Source organism: Achromobacter insuavis (assembly GCF_902859645.1).
Lineage (GTDB): Bacteria > Pseudomonadota > Gammaproteobacteria > Burkholderiales > Burkholderiaceae_B > Achromobacter > Achromobacter insuavis.
Genome location: NZ_CADIJR010000021.1, coordinates 42,500 through 65,692 on the forward strand (window position 1 = coordinate 42,500; position 23,193 = coordinate 65,692).

Sequence of the window (23,193 nt, forward strand, 5' to 3'; positions counted from 1 at the left end):
ATTTAACGGATATTAGACTTTCTCCCACCCGCCGCGCTTCCTTCGCGGCGCCGGCCATCCGAGGAGAATCAAGTTGAGTAACGTGCGTTGGCAGGGCGTCTTTCCTGCCGTAACCAGTAAGTTCCATGCCGACGAAACCCTCGACTTCGAAGCGATGCGCAAGCATTTCGGCTTCCTGATCGACAACGGCGTGCATGGCCTCGTCACCTGCGGTTCGCTCGGCGAAGCCAGCACCCTGACGCTGGAGGAAAAGCTGGCGGTGACGCGTTGCGCCGTGGAAGTCAGCGGCGGCCGCATCCCGGTGCTGGCCAACGTGTCGGAGACCAGCACCCGCGAGGCGCTGCGCTTCATCCAGGCGGCGGTGGAGCTGGGCGTGGACGGCTTCATGCTGATGCCCTCGCTGATCTACGTGGCCGATGCGCGCGAGGCGATGCAGAGCATCCGCACCCTAGCCGAGGCCGCCGCCAAGCCCTGCATGATCTACAACAACCCGGTCGCCTACCGCGTCGACCTCAAGCCCGAGCACATGGCCGAACTGGCCGATTGCCCGTGGCTGGTGGCGATCAAGGAAAGCAGCGACGACATTCGCCGCGTGACCGACCTGCGCAACAAACTGGGCGACCGCTTCCAGCTGTTCATCGGCGTCGACGACCTGTCGTTCGAAGCCCTGGCGCTGGGCGCCGACGGCTTGCTGGCCGGCCTGGTGACCGCGTTCCCGCGCGAGACCGTGGCCCTGTACGACCTGATGAAGGCCGGCAAGTGGCAGGAAGCGCTGGCGCTGTACCAGTGGTTCACGCCGCTGCTGCACCTGGATGTGTCGACCAAGCTGGTGCAGAACATCAAGCTGGCCGAGACCCTGGCCGGCGTCGGCAACGAGCACGTGCGCCGTCCGCGCCTGCCGCTGGCGGGCGCCGAGCGCGAGCGCTGCGCCGGCATCATCGAAGCGGCGCTGGCCAAGCGGCCGCGGCAATACCAGTCGAAGTAAGCGACCCAGCCCGAAGCAGGACCGGCGCGCCCGCATGGCCGTGGCGCGCCGTCCTTGCGCCAGCCTCTCGGACACCATGCACAGCGACATCATCCTTCAGACCCGGGGCCTCACCAAGGAATTCCGCGGCTTCGTGGCGGTCAACGACGTCAACCTGAGCGTCAGGCGCGGCGCGATCCATGCCCTGATCGGACCCAACGGGGCCGGCAAGACCACGGTCTTCAACCTGCTCACCAAGTTCCACATCCCGACCCGCGGCGCGATCGTCTACGACGGCGTCGACATCACCGGCGAACGGCCGGCGCAGACGGCGCGGCGCGGCATCGTGCGCTCGTTCCAGATCTCGGCGGTGTTCCCGCAATTGTCGGTCCGCGAGAACGTGCGCGTGGCCTTGCAGCGCAAGCTGGGGGTGGACTATTGCTTCTGGCGTTCGGAGCGCTCGCTGGAGCGGCTGCATGCGCGGGTCGAGGAGCTGCTCGACCAGGTCGGCCTGCGCGCGCAGCTGGACGTGGCCGCCGGCGACCTACCCTACGGCCGCAAGCGCACGCTGGAGATCGCCACCACGCTGGCGCTGGAACCCGAACTGCTGTTGCTGGATGAACCGACCCAAGGCATGGGCCACGAGGACGTGGACCGCGTCAAGCACCTGATCAAGCAGGTCTCGGCCGGCCGCAGCATCCTGATGGTGGAACACAACATGAAGGTGGTGGCCGACATCTGCGACACCATCACCGTCCTGCAACGCGGCGAGATCCTGGCCGAGGGTCCGTACGCCGAGGTAGCCGCGAACCCCGCGGTACGCGAAGCGTACATGGGAGCGGAAGATGAATGACAAGACCCCGGCGCGGTCCATGCTGGAGATCCGCGATCTGCACGCCTGGTATGGCGAATCGCACATCCTGCACGGCATCGACCTGGACGTGAAGGCGGGCGAGTGCATCACGCTGCTGGGCCGCAATGGCGCCGGCCGCAGTTCGACCCTGAAGTCGGCGCTGGGCCTGGTGGGCCGGCGCAGCGGCTCCATCAAGGTGCAAGGCCAGGAAACCATCGGCCTGCCGCCGCACAAGATCGCGCGCCGGGGCATCGGCTATTGCCCCGAAGAGCGCGGCATCTACGCCTCGCTGACCGCCGAGGAGAACCTCATGCTGCTGCCCTCGGTGGGGCCGGACGGCATGTCGGTGGAAGAGATCTACACGATGTTCCCCAACCTGAAGGAACGCGCCCACAGCCCCGGCACCCGGCTGTCGGGCGGCGAGCAGCAGATGCTGGCGATGGCGCGCATCCTGCGCACCGGCGCCCGCCTGCTGCTGCTCGATGAAATCACCGAAGGCCTGGCGCCCGTCATCGTGCAGGCGCTGGGCCGGGTGATCCGGCAATTGCAGGAGCGCGGCTACACCACCGTGCTGGTCGAGCAGAACTTCCGCTTCGCCCGGCACCTGGCCGACCGCCATTACGTCATTGAGCATGGCCAGGTGGCCGCCGTGATCGAGCGGGCCGAAGTCGAGCGGTCGCAGGACCGGCTCAACGCCCTGCTCGGCATCTGAGGGCCGTCGCGCGCAGTTCCCCGTCGTTGCAGTTTCCCGTGGTGCTTCCGACCGCAGTCCCCCCATTCCCATACGGAGCGTAGTCAGATGAAATTGAATCGAATCGCAGCGGCGCTGTGCGCCATCGGCCTGGCGGGCGTCGCCCACGCCGAGGCCGGCATCAGCGACGGCATCGTCAAGGTCGGCGTGCTGACCGACCTGTCCGGCGTCTATTCCGACCTGGCCGGCAACGGCTCGGTGATCGCGGCGCGCATGGCGGCCGAGGAAATGGGCAACAAGGTGCTGGGCAAGCCGGTCGAAGTGGTGGCCGCCGACCACCAGAACAAGCCCGACGTCGCCGCCAACCTGGCGCGCGAATGGTTCGACCAGGGCAAGGTCGACATGATCACCGACTTCCCCACCGCGTCGACCGCGCTGGCCGTGATGGAGATCGCGCGCCAGAAGAACCGCGTGACCATGCCGTCCGCGGGCCTGTCGACCGCGATCCTGGGCGAGAAATGCTCGCCGCTGAATGCGCAGTGGACCACCAACACCTACGCGCTGGCGGCCGGCACGGCGCGCGCGCTGGTCAAGGAAGGCAAGAAGACCTGGTACTTCATCACCGCCGACTACACCTTCGGCCACTCGCTGGAGAAGGACGCGACCGAAGTCATCCAGGAGAACGGCGGCAGCGTCGTCGGCGTGTCGCGCCACCCCTTCCCGGGCAACGATTTCTCGTCGTTCCTGCTGAAGGCGCAAGCTTCCAAGGCCGACGTGATCGCCCTGGCCAACGCCGGCAACGACACCGTCAACGCGGTCAAGCAGGCCAATGAGTTCGGCATCACCAAGAAGCAGATCGTGGCGCCGCTGCTGACCTACATCTCGGACGTGCACAGCATGGGCCTGGCCAAGGCGCAGGGCATGTACCTGACCGAGGCCTTCTACTGGGACTACGACGACGCCTCGCGCGCGTGGGCCAAGAAGTTCTTCGAGAAGGCCAAGAAAATGCCGACGGCTTCGCAGGCCGGGGTCTATTCGGCCACGCTGTCGTACCTGAAGGCGATCGAGGCGGCCGGCACCGACGAGGCGCCGGCGGTCATGGCCAAGCTGCGCGAGATGACCATCAACGACGCCGTGATCCGCAACGGCAAGCTGCGCGCGGACGGCGCGCTGGTGCACGACATGCTGCTGTTGCAGGTGAAGGCGCCGGCCGAGTCCAAGGCGCCGTGGGACTACTACCACGTCAAGGCCGTGCTCAAGGGCGACGAAGTCTTCCCCAAGCCGCAGGCCGCCTGCCCGCTGAACAAGTCCTGACGCCCGCCAGCGCCGGGCGGCTTGCGCCCGGCGCCGGTTCGTTCCGCCCGCGGCGCGCGGCAACGCGCGCCTCCCGCAAACCGACGCGTCCCGTGTCCGACCGCCGCCCACTATGTTCGACATCTCGCTTCCCGCCCTGCTCGCCCAACTGCTGGTGGGGCTGATCAACGGCTGCTTCTACGCCATTCTCAGCATGGGGCTGGCCATCATCTTCGGCCTGCTCAACATCGTCAATTTCACCCACGGCGCCCAGTTCATGATGGCGGCGTTCCTGGCGTGGATCGGCTTCACCCAGCTACCGCAGCTGCTGGGCCCGGGCGCGCAGATCAATTTCTGGGCGGCGCTGGTGCTGGCGCCGCTGCTCGTCGGCGCGGTCGGCGTGGTCATCGAAAAGACGCTGCTCAAGCGGCTCTATCACCTGGACCACCTGTACGGCCTGCTGCTGACCTTCGGCATCGCACTGATGATGGAAGGCGGGTTCCGCTACTTCTACGGCATTTCCGGGGTGGGCTACGAGCCGCCCGAGATCCTGCAGGGCGGCTTCGACCTGGGTTTCATGTTCCTGCCGGCGTACCGCGCCTTCGTGGTGGTGGCGTCGCTGCTGCTGTGCCTGCTGACCTGGTACCTGTTCGAGCGCACCCGCCTGGGCGCGCTGCTGCGGGCCGGCACCGAGAACGCCCGGCTGCTGCAGGCCTTTGGCGTCAACGTGCCGGTGATGATCACGCTGACCTATGGCTTCGGCGTGGCGCTGGCCGGCGTGGCGGGCGTGCTGGCCGCGCCCGTCATGCAGATCAATCCGCTGATGGGCTCCAACCTGCTCAATATCGTGTTCGCGGTGGTGGTGATCGGCGGCCTCGGCTCGATCATGGGCGCCATCGTCACCGGCCTGGCGCTGGGCCTGCTGGAAGGCCTGGCCAAGGTGTTCTACCCCGAAGCGTCCACCGTGGTCGTGTTCATCGTGATGGCGGTGGTGCTGCTGACGCGCCCCGCGGGCCTGTTCGGCAAGGAGAAATAAGGTGTCGCGCTTCCCTCTTTCCATCCGCATCCTGGCGCTGCTGCTGGTGCCGGCGCTGCTGGTCCCGTGGTTCCCGCAAGTGGTCTATCCGGTGTTCGTGATGAAGGTGCTGTGCTTCGCGCTGTTCGCGCTGGCCTTCAACCTGCTGACCGGCTTCACCGGCCTGGTGTCGTTCGGCCATGCCGCCTTCTTCGGCTGGGCTGGCTATGCCGCGGGCGAAATGATGATCCTGTACGGCGCGGCCGGCCTGCCGCCCGAGTTGGCGATACTGTGCGGCGTGGCCATGGCCGCCGCCATCGGCTATGCGATCGGCTGGCTGGCGATCCGCCGCACCGGCATTTATTTCGCCATGATCACGCTGGCGCTGTCGCAGGTGGCCTACTTCATGGCGGTGCAGGTCCGCTGGACGCGCGGCGAGGACGGCATGCAGGGCATTCCGCGCGGCAAGTTCCTGGGCCTGGTCGACCTGAGCGCCGACACCAATATGTATTACTTCACGCTGGGCGTGTTCGTGCTGGGGTTCCTGTTCGTCTACCGGGTCATCCATTCGCCCTTCGGACAGGTGCTCAAGACCATCCGCGACAACGCGCCGCGGGCGATTTCGCTGGGGTACGATACGGATCGGTGCAAGCTGCTGGCGTTCGTGCTGTCGGCCTCGGTGGCCGGTCTGGCGGGTTCGCTCAAGGCGCTGGTGCTGCAGCTGGTGGCGCTCAACGACGTGTCGCTGGCCACCTCCACCGAAGTCCTGCTGATGACGCTGCTGGGCGGGATCGGCACCGTGTGGGGCCCCGTGGTGGGCGCCACGCTGGTCGTCAGCCTGCAGAACTACCTGGCCACCCTGGGCGATGTCGTCACCATCGTCATCGGGTTGATTTTCGTGTTGTGCGTGTCGTTCTTCCGGCGCGGGTTCGTCGGCGAATGGCTGGCCTACACGCAGTGGCGCAAAACGAAGGAAAACAACCGTTGATGGCAGGAGCAGAACCCAAACGGCGCGCCGCCGACGTCGCCTACGACCAGATCGAAAGCATGATCGCCACCCTGCAATTGCAGCCGGGCAGCGCGGTCGTGGAAGCCGATCTGGTCGAAAAGACCGGCCTGGGCCGCACCCCGCTGCGCGAAGCCTTGCTGCGCATGGTGGCGGCCGGCCTGATCCGCCAGGAACCGCGGCGCGGCCTGCGGGTCTCGATGATCCAGCTGGCCGACCACATGGACCTGATCCAGACCCGCCGGGCGCTGGAGCAGCTGATCGCCGCCAGCGCCGCGCGCCGCGCCACGCCGGCGCAGCGCGGCCAGATCGTCGAATGCGCGACGCAGATGGTGCGCGCGGCCGAGGGCGGCAACCTGGACGACTACATGCAGGCCGACCAGTTGCTCGACCATGTCTGCCACAGCGCCTGCCGCAACGTGTCGGCGGTGAATGCGGTGGAACCGCTGATCATCCAGTGCCGGCGCTTCTGGTACGCCTACCAGCATGAGGGCGACATCGCCGAAGGCGCGCGCCGCCACATGGCCATGGCCGCCGGCATCGCCACGGGCGACGAAGCGGCGGCCATCCAGGGCGCGGATTCGCTAATGGACTACCTGGAGATGTTTACGCGCAAGGTGATTGACGCGTAGCGCTCGCGGCCGGGGCGGCGGCGTCCTTGGCGCCGCGCGCCAGCCAGGCCAGGACGCGCGGGCGGGCGCGGTCGTAGCCCAGGTTGTAGAAGAAGGCGTACGGCAGGTAGAACAGCACCAGCGCGATGTCCAGCACGAAGGCCTGCCACAGGCTGATGTTCAGCCACCAGGCGGCCAGCGGGATCACGATCAGGATCAGCCCGAGCTCGAAGCCGAACGCGTGGATCACGCGCACGCGCAGGTTGCGGGTGATGCCAAGGCGGTTCTCCAGGCGGTCGAAGCCGGCGTTGTAGATCATGTTCCAGACCAGCGCGATCCAGGCGATCACGGCGGTCAGCACGCCCATTTCGAACAGCGACTTGCCCATGGCCCAGGCGGCCACCGGCGCGCACAGGCCGATGGCGAGGATTTCGAACAGGAAAGCGTGGATAAAGCGCTCTTTGATGGTTTTCTTGGCTTGTGTCATGACCCACCTCTGAGGTCGTTTGTTTCAGTGACCGGGGGATTTTCGACGATATTTCCGGTACGATAAAGATAGAATCCATCGGAAAATCCGATATAACACCCGACCATGCGCCATTCCCTGGAATCCCTGGCCACCTTCGCCCAGGTGGCCGCCGAGGGCACGTTTTCGGCGGCGGCCCGCAAGCTGGGCAAGAGCCAGTCCACCGTCAGCGAGACCATCGCCAACCTCGAGGTCGACCTGAACGTGACGCTGTTCGACCGCAGCCAGCGCCAGCCGTCCCTGACCGAGGCCGGCCAGGTGCTGCTGGGCCAGGCCTTGCAGGTGCTGGCGGCCAACGACCGCCTGAACCGCAGCGCCAGCCAGCTGTCGGCCGGACTGGAGCCGCGCCTGACCGTGGTGCTGTCGGATACGTTTCAGTCCGAAACCTTTGAGAACATGCTCAGCCAGATCGACCAGCGCTATCCGGCGCTGCGCTTCGAGTGCCTGATCGCGGAATACGAGGATGTGGTGGCGCTGGTGCAGCAGGGCCGCGCCCACCTGGGGCTGATGGCGGCGCAGGAAAGCTATCCGCCCGACATGGCCCACGCGACGCTGCGCGAGGCCTCGGAGATCGTGCTGTGCGTGGGCCGCGGCCACCCGCTGGCGACGCTGTCCGGCGTCACCCGGGATCACCTGAAGACCGAGCGCGAGTTGCGCCTGAGCACCTATGAGCTGGACGACAAGGACCCGGCGCCGTCGCAGTCGACCTGGTCGGCGCCGGGCTACCTGATGCTGCTGGAGATGGCCACGCTGGGATTCGGCTGGGCCGAGCTGCCGCGCTGGATGCTGCAGCGCTTCGGCCGCGGGCAACTGGTGGAGCTGGCGGTGCCGGGCTGGCCGCGCCAGATCCGGGTGGACGCAGTCTGGTCGACGCGCCGCCCGCTGGGGCCGGCCGGCGCCTGGCTGCTGCAGAGCCTGACGCGGGCCTAGAAGGTTTTAGCGGGCGCTGGCGGGCAGGCGCGCAACGCGCACGCCGTTGGCCGCCATCCAGTCGCCCAGCTTGGGACAAGCCAGCACGTCGAACTCGGCGCGGCGCTGGCGCGCCATGGGGCTGCCGCCCTGGCTGTCCTTGGCCGGATGGCACATCAGCAGATCGCAATCGCGGGCGTTGAACAGCCAGTTCTGCAGCAGGTCGGCGTAGCGCCGCTTGCCGCCCTCGAAACCGTAGACGCCCAGCAGCCGGCGGTTGGTGCGCAGGCCTTCCCGGCTGGCGCGGCGGCCCAGTTCGGCCGAACCCAGCGCGCCGATGATGCGGGCCTTGAGCGACTCCTTCAGCGGAATGCCGCAAAGCATGCCGGGCGCGGTCTGGCGCAGCCACGGCATGCGGGCGCCGTAGCGCTGCTTGAGCATGACCAGCAGGCGTTCGCGGATCACGGGCAACTGGTGCACGTGCTGATGGCCGTCGACGTAGTCGGGCGCGCGGCCGAAGGCCGCCTCGAAGGCATCGAACTGGCGCGCCAGGTGCTGGTCGACCCAGGCGGCATCCAGGCGACGCAGGTAGGCGCGCAGGATCAGCTTGGACAGCGACGGCAGGTCGGCATCGAGGCCATTGCCCAAGGGCTCGGTGAAGTTCACGTGCAGGCCGAGATCGGCGTCCTGCGCCGCCAGCCGCGCCGCGTTGGCGCGGAAGGTCGGCCCCAGCGACAGGCAGCTGACCGCGCTCAGCCGGCCCATGCCGGCGAGCGTGATCATGCCTTCATCAATGTCGGCATTCATGCCAAAATCGTCACCGCAAATCACTATGCGTTTGGTCAAGTCCTCACCCCGCTTTTTTTCATCGACACGCCCCACATGCGCGCCCTGCTTCAGCAAGTCATTCTGTTCATCTTCGTCGGATGCGCAGCGGCCGCCACCCACTGGGGCGTCGCGGTCGCCTGCGTCGAAGGCCTGGGCGCGGCCCCGCTCCTGGCCAACCTGATCGGCTGGCTGGTGGCGTTCGTGGTGTCCTTCAGCGGACACTATCGGCTCACGTTCAGACATTCGAAGACACCCTGGACCATAGCAGTACGTCGTTTCTTCTTCATTTCAGCCGCCGGCTTCGTCATCAATGAATCCGCTTACGCCTGGTTGCTGCGGGTAACGGCCATTCGCTATGACATCCTGCTGGCGCTCATCCTGATCGGCCTCGCCGTGGCCACCTTCATCACGAGCCGGCTGTGGGCGTTCCGCCACAAGCCCGCTGCTTGAAGGCGGCGTCCGAGACCACCTGCCAGATCACGTATTTCACGCTGTTCGCCACCGGTTCCAGCCCGGCCAGGGCGCGGTAATTGCCCGCGTCCGACTTGGTGCCCCAGACCCAGTAGCGCGCGCCATCGGGCGCCGCACACAGGCGGGCCTGGAATTCGTCGGCGCCGATCAGCACCTGCTTGCCCACCTGGGGCTCGAACTTGGCGGCGTCGTAGAGTTCCTTGCGCCAGTTGTCGCGCACCGGCACTTCCGGATTGAGCCAGTCGTCCACCACCCAGATCGGATTGGGCGCCTTGGCGTACAGCGCCAGGTCGAACGGATAGGTGTGCAGCGACACGAAGGTATCGGCAGGCTGCGCCAGCGAACGGATCTGCGCGGCCAGCGGGCCCGCGCTGCCGCGGGCGGAGTGGGCGGCGATGCCGATGGCCAGCACGCAGATGCCGGCGCCGACCGCGGCGCAGATGCGCACCAGGCGCGGCGTCAGCACGTCGGCCTTCTGGCGGCCCGCGGCCACGATCACTTCGGCCAGCAGGAAGGCCAGCGGCGGCAGCGCCGGCAGCACGTACCCGACCAGTTTGGAGTTGGGCAGCGAGAAGAAGCCCACCACCACCACGAACCAGATCAGCGCCAGGCGGCGCAGGTCGCGCTGCGGGCCTTCGGCCCAGAACGCCTTGCGCAGGATGCCGCCGCCCCACAGGGACCACGGCAGGCTCAGGCCGACCACCACGGGCAGGTAGAACCAGAACGGCTGGGCGTTGTTGAAGCCGGTGGCGGCGAAGCGCTGGAAGTGCTGGTAGACGAAGAAGTAGTCGTAGAAGCCGGGATAGCGGATCTGCATCAAGGCAAACCACGGCACCGCGACCACCGCGAACACCAGCAGCGCGGGCGGCCAGACCAGCGCGCCCAGGCCACGCCAGCGGCGGCTCCAGACCAGCCAGACGAACAGGATGGCGCCCGGCAGCACCAGGCCGATCAGGCCCTTGGCCAGGACCGCCAGGCCGGCCAGCGCGGCGGCGGCGAGCGACATCCAGCGATAGGCCTGGCCGCGCTCGACGCGCAGCACGGTGTCGGCCGCGGCCAGCACGCACAGGGTGATCATGCTGGCGACCAGCATGTCCAGGTTGGCGAATTGCGAACCGCCGTAGAAGAACGGCACGGTGGCCAGCACCAGCACGGTCAGCGTCGCGGTGGCGGCGTCGCGATGGCGCCGCACGAAGGCGTACAGCGCGGCGATGGCGGCCCAGGAGGCCAGCAGCGACGGCAGGCGCGCGGCCCACGGGTGCACGCCGAACACGGTGAACGACAGCTCGGTCAGCCAGTAGTACAACGGCGGCTTGTGGAAATAGGGCATGCCGTCCAGCAGCGGCACCATGTGCGACCCGCTGCGCAGCATGTCCCAGGCGACGCCGGCGTAGCGGCCTTCGTCGGGCAGCGTCAGGGGCCGCACCCAGGCCAGGAAGGCCAGCCAGAAGCCGATCGCGAGCAGGAACCTGCCCGCCGGCGGGATCCAGTTGGAACGCGCCGGCTGTTGCATCGCGGCGGCCATCAGTGCGCGACCTTGTCGGCGCGGGCGGCCTGCCCCTGGCGGCGACGCACGACGAACAGCGGGCGCCCCTTGACCTCGTCGAAGATGCGGGCGACGTATTCGCCCACCACGCCCAGCGAGATCAGATTGACGCCGGCGAAGAACAGCACGGCCGTCACGATGGTGGTCCAGCCCGATACCGGGTTGCCGGACACGAGGAAATCGATCACCAGGTAAGCCGCGTAGGCCATCGCCAGCACGGCGAACAGCACGCCGACCAGGCTGACCAGGCGCAGGGGCCAGGTGGTGAAGGCGGTCAGGCCGTCCAGCGCCAGCCGCGCCAGGCGCATGCTGCCGAAGCGGCTGTCGCCGTGCATGCGTTCGTCAGGGGTGTAAGGCAGCGCCTCGCCCTTGAAACCGACCCAGGCGTACAGGCCCTTCATGAAGCGGGTGCGCTCGGGCAAGGCGTTCAGCGCGTCCACCACATTGCGGCTCATCAGGCGGAAGTCGCCGGCGTGGGCCGGCACATCGACGCCGCGCGCGCCGCTCAGCAGCTTGTAGAACCAGCGGGCGCCGGTGCGCTTGATCCAGGACTCGTCGCTGCGGGTCTCGCGCACGGCGTAGACCATCTCGGCGCCGGCCGCCCAGCGGGCCAGCATCTGCTCGATCAGCGCGGGCGGATGCTGCATGTCCGCGTCCAGGCAGATCACGACGTCGCCCGTGGCGTTTTCCAACCCGGCGCTGAGCGCGGCTTCCTTGCCGAAATTGCGCGACAGCTGCACGTAACGGAAGCCGTCGTACTGGGACCATTCGGCCATCAGCGCCTCGGTGCCATCGGTGCTGCCGTCATCGGCGACGATGATCTCCCAGCCCGAGCACAGCGCCGCCAGGCGGCTGCGCAGCAGCGGCAACAGCACCCGCAGGTTCTCGCATTCGTTCAGGCACGGAATGACGCAGGTGACGCAGGCGTCGTAAGGCACGTTGGCGGCGGCCGTCCCCCAGACCGCTTCCATGGGAAACGCTTTGGTCAGGACTTGCTGCCCCTGGGGTTCGGACCGGAATTGGATATGCATGATGCTCTGGAATGGGAATGCGGGACGTTATGGCGGGCAGTATGCGCAAGACATCGTCGAATTTTCATCAAATGCCCCGCCTATAGGACTGGTCGCATTCCGGCAATTCTAGGGAGCGTGGATGGCAGAGATATAAAGTCACGTTAATCTCTGTCCCCGATTTGTGAAGAGACGTGAAGCAGCCCGCCGCCAGCCTCGGTAAAATGCGCGAAGTTCTTGTTTTCACAGGGTGTTATGCAATATCGAGTCCGCCCCATGCAGACCGCCGACGTGGACGCCATCCTGGCCGTCCAGGCCGTCGCCTACCCGGGGTTCCTGTTGGAAAGCGCTGATTTCTTCCTGAACCGGCTGGCGCTGGCGCCGACGCACTGCTGGGTGGCGCAGGCCGCCGCCGCGCCCGGCGGCGCGCTGCTGGGCTACCTGGTCTCGTATCCGTGGGACGCCGGGCTGCCGCCGACCCTGGATGCGCCCCTGATCGCGCTGCCCGAGCCCGCCGACCACTGGTTCCTGCACGATTGCGCCGTGGCGCCCTCGGCCCAGGGACTGGGCGTGGGCCAGACCCTGCTGCGCGCCGCGGCCGGGCACGCCACGCAAACGGGCCTGCGGCGCGCCAGCCTGGTGTCGCTGGGGTCCGCCGTCGGTTACTGGCTGCGCCACGGCTATGCGCCGGTCGCCGCCGGCGGCCGCGACCTGGCCGCCAAGCTCGAGGGTTATGGCCCGCAGGCCAGTTACATGGCGCGCGCCTTTCCGCTCTGACCTCCCGGGGGCCACGCGCCCCCGCCCCTTTCGTCCGTTGCCCCGCGAGGCACGAAGGTTTTCATGATTTCACTCTCGCCCGTCCAATCCCTGCTGGCCTGCTGCCTGGTGCTGGCCATCGGCCGCGTCCTGACCACCCGCATCGGCGTGCTGGCGCGCTACAGCATCCCGGACCCGATCGTCGGCGGCCTGCTGTTCGCGATCGGCGCCTACGCGCTGTCGACCTGGGGCGGCCACGCCGTCTCCCTGGAAACCAGCATCAAGCCGACCCTCTTGCTGCTGTTCTTCGGCTGCATCGGCCTGACGGCGAACCTGAAGCTGCTGGCCAAGGGCGGCCCGCGGCTGATCGCGTTCCTGCTGGCGCTGATTCCGTTCCTGGTGCTGCAGAACGCGGTGGGGCTGGGCATGGCCTGGCTGCTGGACATGCATCCGCTGATGGGGCTGCTGGGCGGCACCATCACGCTGGTCGGCGGCCATGGCACGGGCGCGGCCTACGCCACCCGCTTCGCCGATATCAACAACATCCAGGACGTGATGGCGCTGGCCATGACTGCGGCGACCATCGGCCTGGTGCTGGGCGGCGTGGTCGGCGGCCCGGTGGCCGAATGGCTGATGCGCCGCCACAAGCTGGCCGGCAGCCTGGACCGCCAATCGGCGGCGGGCCACGAGGCGCCCGACCTGACCGGGACGCAGCCGCCGTCGACCGCGGCCTCGTTCATCACCTCGATGACCGCCGCCTTCGTCTGCCTGGTGGCGGGCGGCTACCTGGCCACGCTGGTGGAAGGCGCGCCGGTGAGCCTGCCCAATTTCCTCTGGTGCCTGGCCACCGGCGTGCTGATCCGCAACGGCGGCGAGCACCTGGGCCTGAAGCTGGACGATCGCGCCACCGAGATCATCGGCACCATCACGCTGTCGCTGTTCCTGGCCATGACGATGATGACGCTGGACCTGGGCAGCGTGGCGCGGCTGGCCGGACCGCTGGCGCTGATCCTGGCGGTGCAGACGCTGTTCTGCGCGCTGTATTCGGCCTGGGTGGTGTTCCGGCTGCTCAAGAGCGACTACGAGGCGGCCATCATGTCGGCCGCGTTCTGCGGCTTCTCGCTGGGCGCCACGGCCACCGCCATCGCCAACATGCAGGCGCTGACGCGGCGCCACGGCCCGGCGCCGCAGGCCTTCATCGTGGTGCCGGTGACGGGCGCGTTCCTGGTGGACATCCTCAACGTGATCGTGCTGACCTCGTTGATTTCCCTGCCGTTCGTGGGAGGGATGTGATCATGCTGAAGCGATTCCTGCTGCTGGCCCTGTGCCTCCTGCTGGCCGCCTGCGGCCGCGCGCCCGATGCCGACGCGCTGCGCGCCGACGTCGAGCGCGGCCTGGCCGCGACCTATGGCGCGGGCCTGTTCCGCATCGACCAGCTCAAGCGCATGGGGTCGGCCGCCGACAGCAGCGCGCCGGCCGGCGAAACCCGCCGCGTGGTCTATTACGACCTGCGGCTGGCGGTAACGCGCGACATCGCGCTGGGCGCCTGGGACCAGCCCGGCGCCGCCGCCCTGGTGACCCTGCTGGGCGCCGGCCCGCGCAGCATCAGCGGCGTCAAATCCAGCGGCAACCAGGCCGGCGACGAAATCGTGGCGCACGCCAGCGCCATCTACCGCCAGGACGGCGACGCCTGGACGCTGGTGACCCCGGCCGGCTTCAAGGCCGCCGAGGCGCCGTCGCTGGATACCGGCGCGCCGCCGCCCGTGACGCAGCGGCTGCTCGACACCCTGGACCAGATCACCCATTCGGTCGCCTACAGCGCTTCCAGCACCGCGCAGCACGTAGTGCAGCAGGAGCTGGAGCGTTCCGTGGCGCGCATCAACGGCCGGCTGGCGCGCATGCAGCAGGGCTATCCGCTGGCGGGCGGTCCCGATCGCGGGGAATACGTCACGTTCGCCCGCGCGCTGGGCGCCGTGGGCCAGGCGCGCCAGATCCGCGTCACGCCGCTGATCACCGGCGGCGGCGCCGACAACATCGCCCTGCTGCGCAGCGGCGACGCCGTGGTCGGGCTGGCGCAGGCCGATACCGCCAAGCTGGCGTACGAGGGCCGCGGCCCGTTCGCATCGCAAGGGCCGTTCGCCGGCCTGCGGGCGCTGGGCAGCCTCTATCCCGAAATGGTGCACATCGTCGTGCGCGACGACGCCAAACTGCGCGGCGTGCGCGACCTGAAGGGCAAGAAGATCGCGCTCGGCGCACAGGGGTCGGCGGTGCGCGCCACGCTGGAAGCCGTGCTGGCCGCGCATGGCCTGCAGGCCGGACGCGACTACGAGGCGGTGCCCACCCCCTTCACCGCTTCGCTGCCGGCGCTGAACGCCGGCACGATCGACGCCGCCGCGCAGGTCATCGGCATTCCCGCCACGCCCTTGCGCGACGCGCTGACCCAGGCGCACCTGAAGCTGCTGCCGCTCGATCCGGCCGCGATCAAGGCCCTGGCCGCGCAGGACAACGCGCTGATGCCGCTGGGGATACCGGCGGGCACCTACCCGAACCAGCCCGAGCCGGTCGCCACCATCGGCACCGCGGCGCTGCTGCTGACCACCTCGGACCTGACCCGCGACGAAGCCCTGCAGGTGGTGCGGGCGGTCTACCAGACCGGGCAGGACCTGCTGGCCGCCGGTTCGCCCCAGGGCGCCCAGGTCAACGTCGCCAACGCCCGACGCGGCCTGAGCGTGCCGCTGCACGACGGCGCCGAGGAAGGACTGGCCGCCCTGGAAAATGCCAAACCGCGCTGACCGCGCTTGCGCTTATGATGGCGCTCCCAATCAGGAATCTTCATGAACAAATTCGATCTGCAAAAGAACCAGGCGCTGAAACTGGCCGGCCAACTCAAGCAAGCCGCCACGCCCGACCGTTTCGGCACCGCCTCCCAGGCGCCCGACCGCCGTGAACAGCGCAAGCTGGACCAGGCCGCCGGCCTGGTGCCCTTTCCCGTGAAGCTGTCGCAGGCCCAGGCCGACCAGTTGCGCGCCGCCGCCGCCGAACGCGGCGTGAGCACCAACGACATCGTCGCCGAGGCCCTGCAGAAGGCCCTGGGCTGATGCATATCTGGGTCGACGCCGACGCCTGCCCCGGCGTCATCAAGGACATCCTGTTCCGCGCCGCGCAGCGCTGGCAGGTGCCCCTGACCCTGGTGGCGAACCAGGCGCTGCACACCCCGCCGTCGCCGCTGATCCGCGCGGTGCAGGTGCCGCGCGGCTTCGACGTGGCCGATGCCCACATCGCCGAACGCGCGGTGGCGGGCGACCTGGTGATCACCGGCGACATCCCGCTGGCGGCGCAGGTGCTGGAAAAAGGCGCGATGGCGCTGAACCCGCGCGGCGAACGCTATTCGCCGGAGACCATCCGCGAACGGCTGGCGGTGCGGGACATGATGGAGGAGTTGCGGGCCAGCGGCGTGGATACGGGCGGACCGCCCTCGTTCAGCCAGGCCGACCGCAAGGCCTTCGCCAACCAGCTCGATACGCTGCTGGCGCGCGCGGCGCTGCTGGCCGCGCCCAAGGCCTGAGCCCCCGCTGGCCGGCGCCCGCGGGCCGCGTCAATAGAAAGTGATGTACGCCTTGTAGATGATGGTGCCGATGGCCGTGATGAGGCCGATGCCCATCAGGCCCATGCCGATGTTGCGGTCCCGCAGTCCAAACCCGAGCAGCATGAGCGCCACGCCCGTGCAGATGATGATCAACATGGTGTTGGTGCTGGGGTGCATAGAGGTCTCCCGGTAAACGACGCGATTCCATCATAGACAACCCGGGGCACGATTGCGCGCAAGCCCGGCGGCCGCGCTTGCGGCATATCAAGGGCGGCGCGAATGTCTCCACGCCACGCCCTGCCAGAGCGTAGAAAACAAAAAAGCCAACCGCTGGGGTTGGCTTCATTGTTTGGCTTCATTGCTTTTGAAAGGACCGGCAGCGCCGCTGGGGTTACCTTGTTCAGGATTACCTTTCACCCCGTCTCGAATCGCGATTGCCCGCTTTGCAGCCTGGCGATGCTCTTCGAGGGTCTTTGGTGGGTGGTACAAGTTTCGAACTTGTGACCCCTGCCGTGTGAAGGCAGTGCTCTACCACTGAGCTAACCACCCCGAAAGAGGCGAAATATTAGCACGCTTTTTTGGATGTGTGCAAGTCGCCTCGAAAAAACTTCAGCTGACCGCCGCCGGCGCGTCCATTTTGCGCCAGACGCACTCGCCGCCGACCGACTTGTCCAGCGCCGCCAGGTAGGTCTCGTGCTCGGCCAGCTCGGCCTCGCTGGCCTTGACCACCGGCAGGCCGGAGGCGTCGAACTTCGCCAGCACCATGCCACCGCCCGCGCCCGCGTCGTTGTCGTCGACGTCGATCAGCAGCGCGTCCTGGCCGCGGGTCATGGCCAGCCAGACTTCCGCCAGCAGCTGCGAGTCGAGCAAGGCGCCGTGCAGCGTGCGGTGCGCGTTCGAGATGCCGAAGCGGTCGCACAGCGCGTCCAGCGAGTTGCGCTTGCCGGGAAACAGCGAGCGCGCATGCAGCAGCGAGTCGGTGATCGTCTCGCAGTACTCGGTGATCGGGCCGCGGCCGGTCTTGGCCAGCTCGGCGTTGAAGAACTTCACGTCGAACGCGGCGTTGTGCGCGATCAGCTCGGCGCCCTGGACGAACTTGACGAATTCGTCGACCACCTCGCCGAAGCGCGGCTTGTCGGACAGGAATTCGGTGGTCAGGCCGTGCACCGCCAGCGCCTCGGGGTCGCTGTCGCGGTCCGGGTTCAGGTAGATGTGCAGGTTGCGGCCGGTGGACATCCGGTTGACCAGTTCGACGCAGCCGATTTCGACGATGCGGTGTCCCTGGGCGGGATCCAGCCCGGTGGTTTCAGTGTCAAAGATGATCTGGCGCATAAAGCTATTCCGACGCTTGGGCCGCGGACGCCGACGGCGCCTGGCCATCCGCCGGGCCGGCCGGGGGATGCGCTGCGCTGCCGGCCGGGCCGGGTTTCCTGCGTGCGGTGGCGATCAAGGTATAGGCCACCGGCACGACGAACAAGGTCAATAGTGTACCCAGCATCAGCCCGCCCACCAGGACCCAGCCGATCTGCTGGCGCGATTCGGCGCCCGCGCCCGAGGACAGCGCCAGCGGCACGGTGCCCAGCACCATGGCGCCGGTGGTCATCAGGATCGGCCGCAGGCGCAGCACGCTGGCCTCGGTCACGGCCTCGAACAGCGCCTTGCCCTCGTCGCGCAACTGGTTGGTGAATTCGACGATCAGGATGCCGTGCTTGGTGATCAGGCCCACCAGCGTGATCAGGCCGATCTGGCTGTAGATCGACAGCGTGCCGCCGGTCAGCCACAGCGCCAGCAGCGCGCCGGTCATGGACAGCGGCACCGACAGCATGATGATGAAGGGGTTGCGCCAGCTCTCGAACTGGGCGGCCAGCACCAGGTAGATGAAGGCCAGCGCCATGGCGAACACCAGGTAGATGCTGCCGGACGAATCGCGGAATTCGCGCGACTGGCCGTCCAGGTCGGTCACGACCGTGTTGGGCAGCACTTCGCGCGCCACCTGATGCATGTGGGCCAGCACCTCGCCCAGCGCGTAGCCCGGCGCCACGGCGGCGTCGATCTTGACGGCCCGCAGGCGGTTGAAGTGGTTCAGCGACTGCGGCGACACGCCTTCGTGCACGGCCACCAGGTTGTCCAGCTGCACCATGCTGCCGTCACGCGCGCGCACGTGGATGCCCGAGATGTCGGTGGGCGTGGCGCGGTCGCGCGGCGTGACCTGCACGATCACGTCGTATTGCTCGCCCTGGTCCTTGTAGCGGGTCACCTGGCGCCCGCCCAGCATCGATTCGAGGGTGCGGCCCACGGTGTCGACGTTGGTGCCGACGTCGGCCATCTTGTCGCGATCCACCCGCACCCGCAGCTCGGGCGTGTTCAGGCGCAGGTCGGTGTCCAGGTTGAGCAGGCCGGGATACTTGCGCAGCTCGGTCAGGAACACCTCGGTCAGGCGCGACAGTTCCGCGTACGAGGCCTGGCTCATGATGATGAACTCGACCGGCTTGGAACGCGCCGACTGACCCAGCGACGGCGGATTGGTCGGAAAGGCCCGCACGCCCGGCAGCGACGAGAACAGCGGCTGCAGTTCCTGGGTGATGGCCTGCTGGCGGCGGCCGCGCTCTTCCCAGGGCTTCAGGCGCAGGATGGCGGTGCCGTCGGTGACCGTGGGAAAGCCCACCGTGACCTGGCTGCCGCTGGCCTCGGGAATCGCGGCGTAGAACTGTTCGATGCCGAGCATGCTGTCGAGCGTGTAGTTCAGCGTCGCGCCTTCCGGCGAGCTGACGATGCCGAACACCACGCCGCGGTCCTCGACCGGGGCCAGCTCGCTCTTGACCACCTTGAACAGCACGCCGCTGCCGGCCGCGACCGCGATGCCGATCGCCACCACCAGCCAGCGATGCCGCAGCGACGCCCCCAGCGCCCGGCGATAGCCATTGCTCATGGCGTTGAGCCAGCCTTCGATCAGGTTGTACCAGCGGCTGTGGCTGCTCTCGTGGCGCAGCAGCACCGAGCACATCATGGGCGTCAGGGTCAGCGCCACGAAGCCGGACACCAGCACCGCGCCGGCCAGCGCCAGCGCGAACTCGATGAACAGGCGCCCGGTGCGGCCGGTGGCGAACGCCAGCGGCGCGTACACCGTCACCAGGGTCATGGTCATGGCCACCACCGCGAAGCCGATCTCGCGCGACCCGCGCAGCGCCGCTTCCTTGCGCGGCATGCCGTCCTCGATGTGGCGGTAGATGTTCTCCAGCACCACGATGGCGTCGTCCACCACCAGGCCGATGGCCAGCACCATGGCCAGCAGCGTCAGCGTGTTGATGGAAAAGCCGAAGAAGTACATCAGCGCGCAGGCGCCCACCAGCGACACCGGGATGGTGACGATGGGAATGATGCTGGCGCGCAGGTTGCGCAGGAAGAAGAAGATCACCAGCACCACCAGGATGATGGCTTCGCCGATGGTATGGAACACCGAGTCGATGGAGCGCTCGATGAACACCGACGAGTCGTAGGCGATGGTCAGCTTCATGCCCGCGGGCAGGTTCTCGTTCAGGCGCGCCACTTCCTCGCGCGCGGCCTTGGACAGTTCCAGCGGGTTGGCGGTGGACTGGCGCGTCACGCCGATGTTGATGGCCGGCTTGCCGTTGAAGCGCGACAGGATGCGGTCGTTGGCGGCGCCGATCTCGACCTTGGAGACATCGCGCAGCCGCACCGGATAGCCCTTGACGTTGGCGACGATGACGTTCTCGAACTGCGCCGGCGTCTGCAGGTCGGTGGACGACACCACCGAGAACTCGCGCGCCCGCGATTCGATGCGGCCAGCCGGGATCTCCACGTTCTGGCTGCGCAGCGCCGACTCCACGTCCTGCACCGTCAGGCCGTAGGCGGCCAGCTTGTCGCGGTCCACGTAGATGCGCATGGACGGCAGGCGTTCGCCGAACACGCGCACCTCGGCCGCGCCGGGCAGCACCGACAGGCGGGTCTTGATATAGCGGTTGATGTAGTCGGAGGTCTGGATCGCCGAGTACGAGCCGGACTCGACCGCGATGTAGATGATGGGCTGCGAATCGGCCTCGACCTTGCCGATGATGGGTTCGTCGATTTCGTCGGGCAGGAAGCGGCGCGCGCGCGAGACCTTGTCGCGCACCTCGGCCGCCGCCGCGTCCGGATTGCGCGACAGGTTGAACTTGATGTTGATCAGGCTGCGCTCGGAGCGGCTGCGCGAGGTCATCACGTCCACGCCCTCGATGCCGGCCAGCTGGTCTTCCAGCGGCTTGGTCACCTGCGACTCGATCACCTCGGGCGAGGCGCCCTTGTAGGTGGTGTCGACCGAGACGATGGGTTCGTCGATCTTGGGATACTCGCGCACGGTCAGGCGCGAATACGAGATCAGGCCGATCAGTACGATGACCAGCGACAGCACCGACGCGAACACCGGCCGCTTGATACAGGTTTCCGAGATACGCATGAGAGGCCGCCGTCCGCTGGAAAGATGGCGTCAGGCGCCGTTTTTGACGACCTGCACCGGGCCGCCGTCGGTGACGCGCTGCAGGCCCGACACCACCAGCTGGTCGCCGGCCGCCACGCCCGTCAGGATCTCGACCTTGCCCTCGCGGCGCTCGCCGATGGTGACTTCGCGGCGCTCGGCCACGCCGTCCTTGACGCGGTACACGTACTGCGTCTCGCCGGATGGCGACAGCGCGGCCTCGGGCGCGACCAGCGCCTTGTCCTGGTTGAACAGCAGTTGCACGCGGGCGAACATGCCGGGGCGCAGCAGCGAATCGGCGTTGGCCACGGTGGCGCGCAGCAGGATGGAGCGTCCGCCCGCATCGACCAGCGGGCTGACGGCGTACACCAGGCCCGGGCGTTCCTGGCCGGGCAAGGCGTCCAGGCGCAGCGTCAGCTGCTGGCCCACGCCGACCTTGCTGAGATACATCTCGGGCACGCGGAAATCCACCTTGAGCGGGTCGATGGCCTCCAGCGGCGCCAGGTCCTGGCCCTGGTTGACGTAATCGCCCACCGACACGCTGCGCAGGCCGGCGAAGCCCGCGAACGGCGCGCTGATGGTCATCTTGTCCAGGCGCGCCTGCGCCAGCGCCACCGCGGCTTCCTGCACCTTGAGCGTGCTGGCCGATTCGTCGCGCGCCTGCTGGCTGACGAAGCCCTTGGCCTGCAGCGCCACGGCGCGGCGATAGTGGCTCTGCGCCAGCGCCAGGTTGGCGCGCGCCTGCGCCAGTTCGGCGCGCGGCACGGAATCGTCCAGGCGGATCAGCGCCTGGCCGCGCTTGACCGGCTGGCCCTCCTTGAATTCGATCGACTGGATGCGGCCGGCCACTTCGGGCCGCAGCATCACGGCCTCATCCGAGCGCAGGCTGCCCACAGCCGACAGGCCGCGCGCGAACGGAATCTCGGTGACGGCGGCGACCTCGACCCGCACCGGGGCCGGTTTGGCAACAGGTTTGGCGGGCGCGGCGGCGGCAGTGGCCGCCGGCGTGGCGGCCGGCGCGAGCCAGCGCGGCACGAATACGCCCAGAGCGGCCCCCGCGGCCACTCCTGCCGCGATGGCGGCCAGCAATGCAGCTTTTTTCATGCGAGTGTGGCGGTATCGCGGCGCGTGCCAGGCATCCCCCGCTGGGACGGCGCCGCAGGAACAGGATCAAGGGTTGGCACTTTAGCACCGGATTTACAACCTGGAACAATCCTGAAGCGCGCTGAAAGCACTAAACCGGCCGACCCAGGGTATTTCCCGATGCGGGCGGCCGCAGCGGCGCGTCGGCATCGGTGAAAACACGCATGCTTTCGCCGATGCCGGGCGGTGTCGGATGTCGCCCGGCGAGCCGGTCAGCCGCGCCGGACCGACTCGACGCCCTGGTTGGCGAGCTGGTCGGCGCGCTCGTTGCCGGGATCGCCGGCATGGCCGCGGACCCAGCGCCACGAGACGGTGTGGCGGCGCACCTGGTCATCCAGCGCCTGCCACAGCTCGGCATTCTTGACCGGCTTCTTGTCGGCCGTGATCCAGCCGCGCCGCTTCCAGTTGGCCAGCCATTCGGTCATGCCCTTCATGACGTACTGGGAGTCGGTGTGGATGGTGACGACGCACGGGCGCTTGAGCGCCCGCAGGCCCTCGATCACGGCCAGCAGTTCCATGCGGTTGTTGGTGGTCTGGGCCTCGCCGCCGTGCATGGTCTTTTCGTGCGCGCCGGCGCGCATCAACACGCCCCAACCGCCCGGACCGGGGTTGCCCTTGCAGGCGCCGTCGGTCCACATTTCCACTTTCTGGTCGTTCGCGTTGTCGTCCTGCATGGTGCTGCTTGTATGTCCTTGTGCTTTCAATGTAAATGCGGCCTGCCGCTCAGGAGCGGTCGAAGCCGTCGTCCGCCTGGCGATTGACCACCACCGAGGCCGCGCGGGCGCGCTTGGGCTTGGTCTTCCAGGCCGGGCCGATGATACGCATGCTGGCCACGCGCTTGACCGCCGACACCAGGTAGACCGCGCCGCCCAGGCTCCACCAGCGCGCGCCGGCCGACTCCAGGAAGCCCCAGCGCTGCAGCCATTTCTCGCTGCGGCAGGCCGGCGCATAGCAGCCGAAATGGCTTTGCTCGACTTCCAGCGACAGCAGCTTGAACCAGTCCTTCAGGCGCGGCAACGATACCTGCGACGCGGGCGGTTGCGGCAGCCAGGGCTCCATGCCGGGCATGCGGGTGCGCGCGCCCCACATGCTCCAGGGGTTGAAGCCCGAGATCACCACCCGCCCTTCCGGCACCAGCACGCGCTCGACCTCGCGCAGCACGTTGTGCGGCTCGTCGGCGCATTCGAAGGCGTGCGGCAGGATCAGCAGGTCCACGCTCTGCGATTCGAACGGCAGCGCCTCGGGCTGGGCCAGCACCACCCGCGACTGCCAGCCGGCGATGTTCTCGGGCGACGGCGTCTCGGTGCCCACGTAGCCCTTGAAGGGCATGCGGTTGGCGCGCAGCAGGTTCAGGTCGGCCAGGCCGACCTGCCAGGCGTAATATCCGAAGACGTCCGCCACGGCCGCGTCGAACTGCGCGCGCTCCCAGGCCAGGGCGTATTGCCCTGGCGGCGTCTGGAACCATTCGGCCAGTTCTACAATCGGCGGAGTTTCTTCTGCCACGTTTTCATTCC

24 protein-coding genes and 1 tRNA gene are annotated in these 23,193 nt (G+C 68.0%); 14 read left to right on the forward strand and 11 right to left on the reverse strand.

The genetic code is table 11. The features are described 5' to 3' along the window. The first annotated feature begins 73 nt into the window (after positions 1-73). The 7 genes from H0523_RS13320 (at position 74) to H0523_RS13350 (ending at position 6,454) form a co-directional block, all read left to right on the forward strand. Complete coding sequence (locus H0523_RS13320) at positions 74-985, forward strand: dihydrodipicolinate synthase family protein (protein ID WP_054432711.1); 912 nt, start codon at positions 74-76, stop codon at positions 983-985. A gap of 76 nt (positions 986-1,061) precedes the next feature. After that, entirely contained in the window at positions 1,062-1,817 is a 756-nt protein-coding gene (locus H0523_RS13325) for an ABC transporter ATP-binding protein (protein ID WP_054432847.1), read from the forward strand. After that, a complete protein-coding gene (locus H0523_RS13330) occupies positions 1,810-2,529 on the forward strand; it encodes an ABC transporter ATP-binding protein (RefSeq protein WP_054432712.1) in 720 nt (239 codons plus the stop codon). The genes H0523_RS13325 and H0523_RS13330 overlap by 8 nt, the downstream gene beginning before the upstream one ends. Positions 2,530-2,616: 87 nt before the next feature. Next, a complete protein-coding gene (locus H0523_RS13335; RefSeq protein ID WP_054432713.1) occupies positions 2,617-3,822 on the forward strand; it encodes an ABC transporter substrate-binding protein in 1,206 nt (401 codons plus the stop codon). A 112-nt stretch (positions 3,823-3,934) separates the two neighbouring features. Then, a complete protein-coding gene (locus H0523_RS13340) occupies positions 3,935-4,837 on the forward strand; it encodes a branched-chain amino acid ABC transporter permease (protein WP_054432714.1) in 903 nt (300 codons plus the stop codon). 1 nt (position 4,838) lies between these two features. Further along, on the forward strand, positions 4,839-5,804 hold the full coding sequence (locus tag H0523_RS13345; RefSeq protein ID WP_054432715.1) for a branched-chain amino acid ABC transporter permease: 966 nt from the start codon (positions 4,839-4,841) through the stop codon (positions 5,802-5,804). Then, positions 5,804-6,454, forward strand: a complete 651-nt coding sequence (locus H0523_RS13350; protein WP_054432716.1) for a GntR family transcriptional regulator — start codon at positions 5,804-5,806, stop codon at positions 6,452-6,454. The genes H0523_RS13345 and H0523_RS13350 overlap by 1 nt, the downstream gene beginning before the upstream one ends. On the opposite strand, the gene H0523_RS13355 is transcribed toward H0523_RS13350, so the two are convergent. Next, a complete protein-coding gene (locus H0523_RS13355; protein WP_054432717.1) occupies positions 6,429-6,920 on the reverse strand; it encodes a multidrug/biocide efflux PACE transporter in 492 nt (163 codons plus the stop codon). The two genes, H0523_RS13350 and H0523_RS13355, sit on opposite strands and share 26 nt — an antisense overlap. 105 nt (positions 6,921-7,025) lie before the next feature. Between H0523_RS13355 and H0523_RS13360 the strand changes: the two genes are divergently transcribed. After that, positions 7,026-7,889: a LysR family transcriptional regulator gene (locus H0523_RS13360; protein WP_054432718.1), complete on the forward strand. Its 864-nt coding sequence runs from the start codon at positions 7,026-7,028 to the stop codon at positions 7,887-7,889. A gap of 6 nt (positions 7,890-7,895) precedes the next feature. Here the strand turns inward: H0523_RS13360 and H0523_RS13365 are convergent, their stop codons facing one another. Continuing rightward, on the reverse strand, positions 7,896-8,714 hold the full coding sequence (locus H0523_RS13365) for a ChbG/HpnK family deacetylase (RefSeq protein ID WP_054432719.1): 819 nt from the start codon (positions 8,712-8,714) through the stop codon (positions 7,896-7,898). A 36-nt stretch (positions 8,715-8,750) separates the two neighbouring features. On the opposite strand from H0523_RS13365, the gene H0523_RS13370 reads away from it, so the two are divergent. Then, positions 8,751-9,146, forward strand: a complete 396-nt coding sequence (locus H0523_RS13370) for a GtrA family protein (protein WP_082404656.1) — start codon at positions 8,751-8,753, stop codon at positions 9,144-9,146. Here the strand turns inward: H0523_RS13370 and H0523_RS13375 are convergent. Further along, positions 9,103-10,692 (reverse strand): glycosyltransferase family 39 protein, encoded by a 1,590-nt coding sequence (locus H0523_RS13375; protein WP_054432720.1) that lies wholly within the window; start codon positions 10,690-10,692, stop codon positions 9,103-9,105. The two genes, H0523_RS13370 and H0523_RS13375, sit on opposite strands and share 44 nt — an antisense overlap. After that, positions 10,692-11,684, reverse strand: a complete 993-nt coding sequence (locus H0523_RS13380; protein WP_231689813.1) for a glycosyltransferase family 2 protein — start codon at positions 11,682-11,684, stop codon at positions 10,692-10,694. Before H0523_RS13380 ends, H0523_RS13375 begins: the two co-directional genes overlap by 1 nt. A gap of 315 nt (positions 11,685-11,999) precedes the next feature. Between H0523_RS13380 and H0523_RS13385 the strand changes: the two genes are divergently transcribed. From H0523_RS13385 to H0523_RS13405, 5 genes are all read left to right on the forward strand, one after another. After that, positions 12,000-12,500: a GNAT family N-acetyltransferase gene (locus tag H0523_RS13385; RefSeq protein ID WP_054432722.1), complete on the forward strand. Its 501-nt coding sequence runs from the start codon at positions 12,000-12,002 to the stop codon at positions 12,498-12,500. Positions 12,501-12,563: 63 nt separating this feature from the next. Then, a complete protein-coding gene (gene gltS / locus H0523_RS13390; protein WP_054432723.1) occupies positions 12,564-13,772 on the forward strand; it encodes a sodium/glutamate symporter in 1,209 nt (402 codons plus the stop codon). A gap of 2 nt (positions 13,773-13,774) precedes the next feature. Then, a complete protein-coding gene (locus tag H0523_RS13395) occupies positions 13,775-15,271 on the forward strand; it encodes a TAXI family TRAP transporter solute-binding subunit (protein WP_156350354.1) in 1,497 nt (498 codons plus the stop codon). A gap of 42 nt (positions 15,272-15,313) precedes the next feature. Next, entirely contained in the window at positions 15,314-15,577 is a 264-nt protein-coding gene (locus H0523_RS13400; protein ID WP_006392879.1) for a ribbon-helix-helix protein, CopG family, read from the forward strand. Next, positions 15,577-16,044, forward strand: a complete 468-nt coding sequence (locus H0523_RS13405; RefSeq protein WP_054432725.1) for a YaiI/YqxD family protein — start codon at positions 15,577-15,579, stop codon at positions 16,042-16,044. The genes H0523_RS13400 and H0523_RS13405 overlap by 1 nt, the downstream gene beginning before the upstream one ends. A gap of 30 nt (positions 16,045-16,074) precedes the next feature. Here H0523_RS13405 and H0523_RS13410 read toward each other — a convergent pair whose 3' ends face one another. The 7 genes from H0523_RS13410 to H0523_RS13440 all read right to left on the reverse strand — a co-directional run bounded on the left by H0523_RS13410 (position 16,075) and on the right by H0523_RS13440 (position 23,182). Further along, positions 16,075-16,242, reverse strand: a complete 168-nt coding sequence (locus tag H0523_RS13410) for a hypothetical protein (RefSeq protein WP_006392877.1) — start codon at positions 16,240-16,242, stop codon at positions 16,075-16,077. A 297-nt stretch (positions 16,243-16,539) separates the two neighbouring features. Further along, positions 16,540-16,614: transfer RNA gene (locus H0523_RS13415), tRNA-Val, on the reverse strand. Positions 16,615-16,674: 60 nt separating this feature from the next. Continuing rightward, positions 16,675-17,397 carry a DNA polymerase III subunit epsilon gene (dnaQ, locus tag H0523_RS13420; protein ID WP_054432726.1) on the reverse strand — a complete coding sequence of 241 codons (723 nt, stop codon included), beginning with the start codon at positions 17,395-17,397 and terminating at the stop codon, positions 16,675-16,677. Positions 17,398-17,401: 4 nt separating this feature from the next. Further along, positions 17,402-20,518, reverse strand: a complete 3,117-nt coding sequence (locus tag H0523_RS13425; RefSeq protein WP_054432727.1) for an efflux RND transporter permease subunit — start codon at positions 20,516-20,518, stop codon at positions 17,402-17,404. A gap of 30 nt (positions 20,519-20,548) precedes the next feature. Continuing rightward, entirely contained in the window at positions 20,549-21,640 is a 1,092-nt protein-coding gene (locus H0523_RS13430; RefSeq protein ID WP_054460560.1) for an efflux RND transporter periplasmic adaptor subunit, read from the reverse strand. A 251-nt stretch (positions 21,641-21,891) separates the two neighbouring features. After that, positions 21,892-22,353: a ribonuclease HI gene (gene rnhA / locus H0523_RS13435; RefSeq protein WP_054432729.1), complete on the reverse strand. Its 462-nt coding sequence runs from the start codon at positions 22,351-22,353 to the stop codon at positions 21,892-21,894. Between the two features lie 49 nt (positions 22,354-22,402). Next, a complete protein-coding gene (locus H0523_RS13440) occupies positions 22,403-23,182 on the reverse strand; it encodes a class I SAM-dependent methyltransferase (protein ID WP_054432730.1) in 780 nt (259 codons plus the stop codon). Positions 23,183-23,193 lie beyond the last annotated feature (11 nt).